This is a genomic window from Eudoraea algarum (assembly GCF_050589645.1).
In the GTDB taxonomy this organism is placed as follows: domain Bacteria; phylum Bacteroidota; class Bacteroidia; order Flavobacteriales; family Flavobacteriaceae; genus JBNGOQ01.
Genome location: NZ_JBNGOQ010000003.1, coordinates 739,180 through 751,002 on the forward strand (window position 1 = coordinate 739,180; position 11,823 = coordinate 751,002).

6 protein-coding genes are annotated in these 11,823 nt (G+C 46.9%); all 6 read right to left on the minus strand.

What is annotated here, in order from left to right; genetic code table 11:
• Positions 1-14: 14 nt before the first annotated feature.
• Positions 15-2,414, minus strand: coding sequence for an ABC transporter permease (locus ACRD67_RS14110; protein ID WP_430967850.1), 2,400 nt, complete (start codon positions 2,412-2,414; stop codon positions 15-17).
• 54 nt (positions 2,415-2,468) lie between these two features.
• Positions 2,469-4,838 carry an ABC transporter permease gene (locus ACRD67_RS14115; protein ID WP_430967851.1) on the minus strand — a complete coding sequence of 790 codons (2,370 nt, stop codon included), beginning with the start codon at positions 4,836-4,838 and terminating at the stop codon, positions 2,469-2,471.
• 52 nt (positions 4,839-4,890) lie between these two features.
• Positions 4,891-7,260, minus strand: a complete 2,370-nt coding sequence (locus ACRD67_RS14120; protein WP_430967852.1) for an FtsX-like permease family protein — start codon at positions 7,258-7,260, stop codon at positions 4,891-4,893.
• Positions 7,261-7,315: 55 nt separating this feature from the next.
• A complete protein-coding gene (locus ACRD67_RS14125; RefSeq protein ID WP_430967853.1) occupies positions 7,316-9,727 on the minus strand; it encodes an ABC transporter permease in 2,412 nt (803 codons plus the stop codon).
• Between the two features lie 29 nt (positions 9,728-9,756).
• Positions 9,757-10,455, minus strand: a complete 699-nt coding sequence (locus tag ACRD67_RS14130; protein WP_430967854.1) for an ABC transporter ATP-binding protein — start codon at positions 10,453-10,455, stop codon at positions 9,757-9,759.
• Positions 10,456-10,572: 117 nt separating this feature from the next.
• Complete coding sequence (locus ACRD67_RS14135; protein ID WP_430967855.1) at positions 10,573-11,823, minus strand: efflux RND transporter periplasmic adaptor subunit; 1,251 nt, start codon at positions 11,821-11,823, stop codon at positions 10,573-10,575.

An 11,823-nucleotide genomic window follows, 5' to 3' on the forward strand; every position in this document is an offset into this window, starting at 1 on the left:
TTGATGATTGATGTTTATTCTGTCCGTAAACTTTTTACGGGATTGGCCCTCGCTGCCTTGATGGCTTGAAAGCTCACTGTCAAGAGTGTGATTAGCAGGGCACCGATAATGGCCAGGCCAAAGATCCACCAGGACAGGTCTATTCGATATTCATAACCCTGCAACCACCCATTCATCACATAATAGGCAATAGGAACTGCGATAAAACATGAAAAGACGACCAGGAACAGGAAGTCCTTGGAGAGCATTTGCCAAACGTTGAAAACGGTGGCCCCCAATACCTTCCGGACACCGATTTCCTTGGTACGCCTTTCGGCCACAAAGGAGGTAAGGCCAAAAAGTCCCAAACAGCTGATCAAAATAGCCAAAGCGGTAAAGACCCCTGCCAAACTGGCGATCCGTTCCTCGGACTCGAACTTGGCCCCGTACTGCTCGTCTACAAATTGATATTGAAAGGGCAGGTCGGGAAAGTGTTCCTTAAACACTCCTTCAATAATCTCCAGGTTTTGGCCCGCACTTTTTTTCGGGTTCAGCCTTAGATTGTAGAAGTTAGATTCCCCTTCCTTATCAAAAACATAGAGCGCCTGTTTTACAGGATCGTAGGGCGATTGTGCGATCATGTCCTCTACCACACCGATGATCAAAAGGGGATCTCTCGGATCTTCCTCGTCAGAATCCTTGATGTATTTGCCCACAGGATCGGGTATGCCCATGTATTTTGCCGCTGTCCTGTTGATGAGTACCGCATTGGAATCGGTGGCAAGTTCTTTTGAAAAATCCCGACCCTTCAGTATTTTGAGATTGAGCGATTTGGCATAGTCGTGCGAGACCTCCGTCCATGCAAAATCTTCCTGGAACCCATCGGGTTTGCCCTCCCAGGTGAACCCACTCATATTAGACCATATGTTGGTGGTGGGGCTACTGGAGGTAGACATTTCCACCACAGCGCCAGAAGCGAGGAACTCGCTCCTCATAAGGTCATACTTGCCGATAAAATCCTGGCTGAAGGTGGGAATTTGGACCAGCCCTTCCTTGTCATACCCTACGGGGCGGTTTTTGGTATGGTAAATCTGTTGCATAATGAGTACCGTACCGATGATAAAAGCCACCGAGACCGTGAACTGAATTACTACGAGCACCTTTCTGGGCGTAGCGGCAAATCGGCCCGCCCGCAAGGTGCCCTTTAACACATCAACGGGTTTAAAAGAGGACAGATAGAGGGCCGGATAACTGCCCGAAAGCATCGCGGTAAACAGGATAAAAATGACCGAACTGCCCCAGAAAAAGGGGCTGCCCCATGGGAAAGCAATGTCCTTTTTGGCCAATTCGTTAAAACCGTTGAGCGACAACAAAACAAAAATGAGGGCGACCACATAGGCCAGGACCACTACTAAAAAGGACTCGCTCAGGAATTGCTTGATCAACTGCCTTCTTTGGGAACCCACAGATTTGCGGATGCCCACTTCCTTGGCCCGTTTTTCGGACCTGGCCGTACTGAGGTTCATAAAGTTGATACAGGCCAAGAGCAGCACAAAGGCACCGATAATGGCAAACAACCACACATATTGTATTCTGCCCCCTACCTGCTTGCCGTTTTCGAAGTTGGAGCGCAGATGCCAATCTTTCATGGGCAATAGAAACAACTGCGGATTAAATTCCCGAGTCTCCTCGTTCAGATCATTTTTTACGTTCTTGATGACAGAGGTTACCCTGTCCATGGTGGTGTTATCGGCAATCTGCACAAAAAGTTGAAAGGAGTTGTTGCCCCAATTGTCCTCCGCTTCCTTTAACCAGTCCTGGGTAGTGATGTAGTGTGCCCATGGAATGATGAAGTTGAGGTCCTTAAAAGAATTGTTGAAGGGGATATCCCTATAAACGCTGGTCACCATCATATCGTACTGGCTGTTTAGCTTAACCACTTTGCCAATGGGGGCTTCCGAACCAAAAAGATCGGCTGCCGTACTTTCGGAAAGCATAATGGAATTTACCTCTCGTAAGCCGTCGCGTTCCCCCTTAAGGATATCTAAATCCAACATTTCCGGGGCGGGGCGTTTCATTGAGCTACCTTCCCTGGAGATGCTGATATCCTTGTATTTCAAATACTGTGAAAAGTTCCAGGACGACATCACGATGTGCTCAAAGTTGTCCTGATAGCCTTCACGCAAGGCTTTTTCCAGTGGTCTAGGAATTGCCGGGCCAGTGCCCGTGTTCCCGTTAAAGGTCTGGGACTGGTACACCTGAGCAATGCGCTCGCGGTTTTTAAAATAATCGTTATGGGTAAGTTCGTCTTCCACCCAAAGACCTATGATGAGCGTAACGGCCATCCCTAAAGCAAGCCCTCCAATATTTATGGCCGAATAGGCTTTGTTCTTTAGTAAATTCCTATAGGCTATTTTGATATAATTCTTAAACATGATCTTGTTTTTTCATTTGTTATTTTCATTGTGCTGCCCGCCTGTAACGGTGGCCTATTCGGTCTGTAAACTTTTTACGGGGTTCGCATTGGCAGCTCTGATGCTTTGATAGCTAACTGTGGTGAGTGCGATGAAAAAGACCGCAAAACCGGCCAAAGCAAACATCCACCACTGTATATTGATATGAAAGGCATAGTCCTGCAGCCACCAATCCGCTAGGTACCACGATACCGGTATGGCTATGACAAAGGCGATGACGACCATTTTCAAAAAATCCTTGGAAAGCATGTTGGTCAATCGTAGGACACTGGCTCCCAGAACCTTTCGAATCCCTATTTCCTTAAAGCGTTGTTCCGTCATAAATGCGGATAGACCATAGAGCCCCAGACAAGAAATAAAAATGGCCAGCAGGGCAAACAGGTTAAAGATTGCGCCCATTTGTTGTTCTCCCTGGTATTGCGCATCCAGGTCGGCGTCCACAAAGTTGTAGACCGGGGGATAGGAAGGATTTAGCGTTCTATATATCTTTTCCAAGGCGGTAATGGTACTTTCCGTGCGGCCTGGAGCGGTACGCACCACTACGGTGCCACCACGGCGATTTAACCGCAATAAGAGGGGCTCTATGGCGTATTGCAGCGGCTTGTAGTTGAAATCCTTTAATACACCGATGATTGTTCCCTTGGTGCCCCGAAAGGTCAAACTTTTCCCTACTGCCTCATGGATATCCATGTCCATTGTTTTGGCGGCTTTCTCGTTGATCATATAATTGATGCTGTCCGATGGAAAGGCCTTTGAAAACCCCCTACCGCTCAGCATCTCCATTTTAAACACATCGATAAAACTTTCGTCAATGGAAATATTGGGAAACAGGGTCTGGGAATTAGGGTCTTTTCCATCCCATTGCAGATCAAAGTCCCCTGTGATAAGATTGGTTGGAAGGTCCGAAACAATGGAATAATCACTAGTCAAGGGATTTTGGTCCAAAGCGGTCTTTAGGGCTTGTTGCTTGCCCCATATTTCGCCTTCCATGGGAATGTACAGCAAATTGCTTTTTTCAAATCCCAGGTTTTTATTCTTGATAAAATGTAGTTGTTTATAGATAACAGTGGTTCCAATAAGCAGGAGTACGGAAACGACAAATTGGGTAACGACCAAGCCATTGCGGAAAAACAATGAATAATTGGCCAGCTTCATTCTTCCCTTCAAGACCTTGATAGGTTTAAAGCCCGAAAGGAACAAGGCCGGATAACTGCCAGAAAGGAGACCGGTAAGCAAGGCTATCAAAATCAAAGCCACCCAAACACCAACGTCCCAAATGTGAAACACCAACTGTTTTTGCGCAAGATCGTTGAAGGAGGGTAATAACAGGTACACCAAGCCTATGGCGATAGCCAGTGAAAAGAAGGAAATCAGTACGGATTCGCCCAAAAATTGCAGTACCAGTTGTCGGCGATCGGCACCGATGACCTTTCGCAGTCCTACTTCCTTGGCTCTTCTTGTGGACCGCGCCGTAGCAAGATTCATATAATTGATGCAAGCCACGATCAGAATGATAAAGGCTACGATAAAGAAGATATTTACGTATTGAATGTTTCCATGGCCCGGCACATCAATTTGCAGATCGGAATGCAAATGGATATCCTTTAGGGCTTGTAGGTCAAAAGTAATCTCAAATTCAGTGATTCGGTCGGTGTAGGCCTTGTTGATTTTTTCAACCGCACTGGCCAGACTTGCCGGTGCGCTAATACTTCCCTTTTCGAACTGGAGGTACCCGTAAAAATTAAAGCTGTCCCAGACCTTGTTGATCAGGTCGTTATCGACCTTCGCCAGGTGGGTCATGGGTATTATTGTGTTGAATTGTAGGTGCGAGTTGGGGGGGACATCGGCCAAAACCCCGGTAACGGTAAAGGTATCCCTATGGTCTACCTTTAGGGTCTTGCCCAGCGCTTTTTCAGTACCAAAGAACTTCTTTGCCGTAGACGCCGTAATCAGTAGGCCATCGGGCCGTGAAAGGGCCGTATTGGGATTTCCATGGATCAGGGGAAAGGTAAATACGTCCAGAAAATTGGTGTCGGCATAAAAAATAGGCGCTTCCTTGAACTTTTGGTCTCCTATCTCGATCAAGGCCTCGAAAGGGGCGCTCATTCGTACGCTCGACTTTATTTCTGGTATTTCATCGGGCAGTTGCGCGATCATCCCGGCCGGACTCACGGCCGCTCTAAAATCGTTCCCTGCATCGGCGGTAAGTCTGTAGATCTCATCAGCATTGGTGTGGAAGCTATCATAGCTCGTTTCGTTTTGTACCCAAAGAAGTATTAGGATGCTACAGGCCATTCCAATAGCCAGTCCGCCCACATTCAAAAGCGAATACCACTTATGACGGATAAAATTCCGCCAGGCGATTTTGATATAGTTCTTTAACATAATTTCATCATTTCATTTGTGCTGTACAGGTATTTTTGGACCCTATGAGACCTTATTCCGTCCGAAGACTGTCCACGGGATTTACGACCGCCGATTTTATAGTTTGAAAACTGATGGTCAACAGAGCAATAATCATGGTGGCAAAACCGGTAAGGGCAAATATCCACCAGGAAATTTCGATTCTAAAGCTAAAATCCTGGAGCCAGATGAACATAAAGTAATAGGCGATAGGACTGGCGATCAAAATGGACACCAGGACCAATTTTAGGAAATCCTTGGAGATTAAGGTCGTAATGTTACCAATGCTCGCCCCCAGTACCTTACGGATCCCGATTTCCTTGGTGCGTTGTTTGGCCATAAAGGTGGCCAGTCCAAAGAGGCCCAGGCAGGAAATGAGAATGGAAATGAATGCAAAGTAGTAGGTAAGCGTACCGGTAATGGCTTCACTTTTGTATTGTGCCGCGTACTGTTGATCTACAAAATCGTAGTGCAGGGGAACATCGGGCAATACCTTGTTAAAGGTGGTTCCCAATGCGGCGAGAGCATCCTTGGTCCTGCCTGCTTTTAGTTTTACGAACATCATTCCGGCATCTTCGGGGTCCAGGAAGAAGATGGCGGGCTGAATAGGTTCATAGAGCGATCGGTTGTGGAAATCTTTCAAGACGCCTACGATCTGTCGTGGTTTTCCCCAGACCTCGATGCTTTTCCCCACGGGATCTTTGAGGTCCATAATGTCAAGCGCCTTTTGGTTCACCACAATACTTAGGGTATCGCGGGTACCTTCCCGATAGTAAACGCCTTTGGTGATGGGGATGTTAAAAACTTCGGGAAAATTATAGGCCGTCCAGAGCAGTGAGAATTCTATGTTTCCCTGATCAAGGGTCTTGCCGGGCCATACGATACCACTCGATGAAGCTCCCATATCCAAGGGAGAAGGCCCTGCCAGGGTAACATCTTCTATGGCCTCGGCCGATCGCAATTCGTTACGAAGGACTTCATAATTTGTGGTGAGCTTTTTGTCCTGGTGGATATAGACCAGGTGGTCCTTGGACAGTCCAAGGTCTTTGCTGTGGATGTAGTTGATCTGTAAACGCACCACAATGGCCGAGACGATAAGGAGAATGGTGAGCCCAAACTGCAGTACCACGAGCCCCTTGCGTAACGAAATGGTCTTCTTTTTCTCCTGCCCCTGTCCTTTCAATGCCCTAATGGGTTTAAAGGAAGAAATGACCAATGCGGGATAGGCCCCGGACAACAAAGTGGTAAAGAGGTATACCCCCAAGATGCCCAGCCAGATACCTGGTTGGGAAAGATCAATACTCATCTGCTTTTCCGTAAAAGCGTTGATTCCCGGTAAAAGCAGGAGTGTAAAGATATAGGCCGTTATGAAGGAAATGGAGGTAATAAGTGCGGTTTCTGTCAAAAACTGGCCGATAAGCATGTTTTTTCGAGCCCCAACGACCTTACGGACCCCAATTTCCCCGGCACGCTTGGTGGCATAGGCGGTGGACAAATTTATAAAATTGATACAGGAAATAAGAAGCAGAAAAATGGCTGCAATGGTAAATATGCGAACATATTCTATACGCCCGCCACTTACCTGTGCCTTTTCATCGAACTGGCCATAGAGATAGGCATCCGAAAATTTTTGGAAAAAGGCCCCTTCTTTGTGTTCCCCTTCAATATGGGACTGGAACAGGGTATTTACCTTGGCCGCTACTTGTAGCGGATCGGCATCCGGACGTAACAGAAAGGCACCTTGCATACCGTTGTTGGCCCATCCGAGCATCCAGTCGTTTTCACTTAGGAATCTGTTGAAACCGTAGTAGAAATCGTTTTGGATAGAAGATTGCTCGGGGAAGTCGGCAAACACCGCCTCTACGGTATAGTCCCCATTGTCGTGAATATGGACTACACTGCCCAGGGCCTTGGTGGTCCACTGCTCCCCCCAAAACCGTTTGGCCAGACTTTCGGATATGGCCAGAGCCTCCATCTTTTCATCCAACTGGGAAATATCGCCCTGTAATACCGGATAGGAAAAAGCCGAGAAAAAGTTGGCATTCGCGAAGGTTCCCCGCGCACGGTGATCGATGTTTTCGACCGTTAGATTATCGTCAAAAGAGCGCCCTAGGGTCATGTATTTTTCAATTTCGGGAAGGTGTTCCGCGGCCGTTTTTAGCAACGGATAGGACACGCTCTCGTACACATCCAGGACCCCTGCCTCCAGAGGAATGGTACGTTTTACCCGAAAGAGCTGGTCATCTTTTTCATGGAACTTGTCCATCTTGTATTCATCGTGCACCCAAAGGAGCATGGAGAAAGAAATGGTCAGGGCCAGGGACAGTCCAAACACATTGATGAGAAAGTACCCCCTGTTTTTCATGAGGTTCCTCCAACCGAATTTGATATAGTTCTTTAACATGATTCGTTTTTTGATCCCGTCCGATAGCTATCGGGTTCTTGGGATAAGTTGATGATTATTCTGTTCGTAAGCTTGTTACTGGGTTTGCCAGACACGCCTTTACGGATTGAAAACTTACGGTTAGTACCGCCACTACGGCGACAGCAATAAATGGCCAAACAAAGAATGTCCAGTGGATATCAATTCGAAAAGCGTAAGCTTGCAACCAGTTGTTGGCCATAAACCAGGCCAGGGGAACTGCAATGATAAAGGCCACCACTAGCAAAAGGGCAAATTCCCTGTACAATAGTTTTAGGATCCCCCGGGCCGATGCCCCAAGGACTTTTCTGATGCCTATTTCCTTGGTCCGCTGCAAGGTGGTAAAGGATGCCAGTCCAAAGAGCCCTAGGCAGGCCACAAATATGGCCAGTACCGTAAACAACCCGAAGACCTGACCAAATCGGTGATCTGCTTTGTACTGCGCATTGAAATGGTCATCCAGGAAAAAGTATTCAAAGGTGTTGCCCGGAAAAAAAGTATCCCATTCCGAGCGCACCTGGGCTATGGTTTCGGAAATCTGACCTGTACTGGTTCTTAGCGAGAAATAGCCATAGACATCGGGGACCAGACATAGGATCAGCGGTTCATAGGCTTGCCTAAGGGATTGTTGGTGAAAATCCTCAACAACGCCGACCACGGTATATTGGTCTCCCCAAAATTCTATTTGTTTCCCGATGGCCTCTTCTGGCTGATCAAAGCCCAGTTGTTTTATTCCCAGCCTGTTGAAGATTACGGCGCCCTTATCGGCTCCAAAATCCTTTGAAAAGCTACGTCCTGCAATCAGTTTTACCCCAAAGAGATCAACAAAATCATAGTCTACCCGCATGAACCGATATTGCTTTTGATGCGATACGTCCTGGTTCACCAACCGAATGCCTCCAGCGTTGATTCCACCACCTTCTCCCGGAACGGTGGAGGACACCGCGATTTTTTTGACAGCGGGATATTGTAATAAGGACGCCTTCAAGGCTTTCTTTTGATTGGAGAAGGTAGAATCCGCCTCGATAGGTGGTTTGATGACCAGCGTTTGATCAATGTTTATACCCAAGGCTTGATTCCGCATAAACTGTATTTGCTGGTAGACTACCAGCGAGCCGATTAATAAAAAAAGCGAGGCGGCGAATTGAAGCACTACCAAGGATTTTCGCAACAAGGCCCCTTGTTTTGTGCCGACCATCTTGCCTTTGAGGACTTCAACAGGTCTAAAACTGGACAATACGAAGGCCGGATAAGATCCAGATAAAACCACACCAACAACGAAGAGGGCCGAAAGTCCCCACCAAAAATTGGCGGTCGTGAACAAGGTATAGGATACCGGTTGCCCGGATATCTGATTGAAGGCGGGAAGGACCAATATCATAATGGCGATTGCCACAACCAGAGCCAGTCCGTTGAACAAGGCCGACTCAAAGAAGAATTGTACGATCAGTTGTCTTCGCTGTGAGCCCACCGATTTCCTTACGCCCACCTCCCTGGCCCTTCCAATGGCCCTGGCGGTCGCCAAGTTGATATAGTTTACCCAAGCGATTATGATAATAAAAAAGGCAATACCCAACAGCAGATATACGGTCTTGGCATCTCCATTGGGCGCTGGCTCTTCCATATAGTTGGAATAGAGGTGTATATCGGTCAGGGGCTGCAAGTAATAGGTGACCGAGGCGTTGAACTGTTTCATTAGCTCTCCCACGTTTTCTTCAACTATGGGCGGGAACTTGGCCTCTACCTGTTCCGGAGGTACATTTTCGCGCAACAAAAGGTAGGTAAGGCAACCATCCCAAACCCAGTTTGTATCCGGTTGATCATCGCCTCTTAACTGCAAAAAAGTGGGATATGAAGCCAAAAACTTGGGTTTCAACTGGGTGTTTACGGGCATATCCTTGAACACGCCGGTAATTTTATAGGCCAAGCCGCCACTCACCTGTACGGTTTTACCAATGACCTCCCGGGTTCCAAAGATTTGTAGCGCGGTGGTCTCCGAAATTGCAGCCGTATTGGGTTCATCCAAGACGGTTTCCAAATCACCATGGATCAAGGGATAGGAAAAGATGCTGAAAAAGGAGGTATGCGCAAAAAAGACCTTATCAATTTTCAAAGGCGTATTGGCCACGTTTACGATAAGGTCGCCGGCAGGTACAACTTTCACATAGTCCTCTATCTCTGGAATGGCTTCCTTGAATGCCGTGCCAACAGCATAGGCCCCCGCAGCCCATTGGGTAGAAAGCTTTCCATTGTCATATCGATCTTGCTGTACCCTGTAAACACGGTCCTTTTTAGTATGGAAATCCTCATAACTAAGTTCAAAACTTACGTATTGTAAAATAAGCAAGCAAGCACAAATACCAATGGCAAGACCACCAATATTTATAGCAGAGTACACTTTGTTCTTGATTAGATTCCTCCAAGCTATTTTTAGGTAGTTCCTGAGCATGACGTTGTTTTTTGATGATGAATGTTAAATTAAGAGATCATGGCGCCCATAGGTTTGTTCTGGCTTTCAGTAACGATCTGCCCATCAAACAGGTTTACGATCCTATGTGCATAATGCGAATCCCTGTCGGAGTGGGTTACCATAATGATGGTGGTTCCTTCCTGGTTCAATTCGGTCAACAGGTTCATGACCTCGATCCCATTTTTGGAATCCAGGTTCCCCGTGGGCTCATCCGCCAAAATGAGTTTCGGATGGGTCACTACGGCCCTGGAAATGGCTACGCGCTGTTGTTGACCTCCGGATAGCTGCTGGGGAAAATGTTTTTCCCTGTGGGAGATTTTCATGCGTTCAAGGACGGCTTGTACCTTCTTCTTGCGTTCTCCTTTGCTCATTTTTAGGTAGATCAACGGAAGTTCCACATTTTCGTAGACCGTGAGTTCATCGATCAGGTTAAAACTCTGGAAGACAAAGCCCAAGTTGCCTTTTCGCAATTGGGTACGTTGCCGTTCTTTTAAGCCTCCAACCTCGTGCCCTGCAAATTGGTAGCGCCCTTCCGTTGGGTTGTCTAGCATGCCAATGATGTTCAAAAGGGTCGATTTACCACAGCCAGAGGGCCCCATTATGGCCACAAATTCGCCTTCGGCCACGTTAAGGTTTACCTTGTTCAAGGCAAGGGTCTCCACTTCTTCGGTTCTAAAGCTCTTTTTAAGGTCCTGTATCTGTATCATTTTTTGATTGTTTTCTTGTTTTATATTATAGACTATTGGTATCTGCGCTCTGTTACTGTTTTTATAGGTGAAAGATGTCCTTTGATCATCTAGGATTCATAATTCATTAGTTCATAATTATTTAAGCACGATCCTTTCCGCATCCCCAAAACTGTCATAATTGCTCGTTATTACCTGTTCGCCAGGTTCTAGCCCTTCGAGTACCTCATAAAATCTGGAATTCTGCTTCCCAATTCTTATCGGTCTTTTCAGGGCCTGTCCTCCAGCTTTGTCCACCACAAAGATCCATTGTCCTCCGGTGCTCTGAAAGAAGCTTCCTTTGGGAACCAGGAGGGCATCATTGGATTCTCCCAACTGCAGCTTAATAATATAACTCTGTCCGGTACGAATGGTTACAGGTTTGTCATCGGTAAAAACCAAATCTACGCGGAATTTGCCATTGCGCACTTCTGGATATACCTTTCGCAGCCGTAAGGGGTATTCCTGATCGTTCCGTTCCAATACCGCGGTAAGGTCTCGCTTTACGCGATCTATATAATGCTCGTCTATATCGGCCTCAATTTTGTAGTCGGTGAGCACGTTGATCTGTCCTATACGTTCGCCTTGTGCAATGCTCTGACCTATTTCTGCATCCAGAAAGCCCAATTGCCCATCTGCGGGAGCCCTTACGTTGAGGTGATCTATCCTTTCGTAGACCATGGAGAGCGTTTTTCGCATTCGGGCCAGATCGGAATCCAGCTCGCTCAGGGAGGTCTTACGGAGCTGATCGTCCTGCTCGGTTTGCACCTTAATGATTTCGTACTGACTTTTGGAAAGTTCGTAATTTTCCTTAGAGGTCAGATAGGCCTCCTTGGAAATCAGCTCGTCTTGGTAGAGGGCCTCGTTCTGTTGATAATTGCGCTCTAATTTCTGTAGATCGTATTTGGCCGAAACCAGGTCCTTTCTCCCTTCCACCTGCCGTGAATCGAAGGTCAGCTTGGTGGAACGTAAATCGTTCTGTTTCAAGGCCAGATTGTTTTCGCTGGCCAGTATTTGCTCATAGAGCCCACGATTCTCCAACTTTAAAATGATATCTCCCTTTTTTACCGTTGCACCCTCCTCAATCAACTTTTCCAAGACCCTACCACCTTCGTAGGCGTCCATATAAATGGTTGCAATTGGTGCTACATAACCGTTGATCGTAATATAATCATCAAATTTTCCTTGGGTAACCTCTGAGATGGAGAGTCGGTCCTTATCCGTTCTAAAAGTTGCCATGGCCGTGCCGAAAACCAACTTCCACCCCACGAACAGCAATAATAGTCCTATGGCAATATAGCCATAGTGTTTTGGCCGTAGTCCTTTTTTCTTTTCTAATTGTATGTCCAT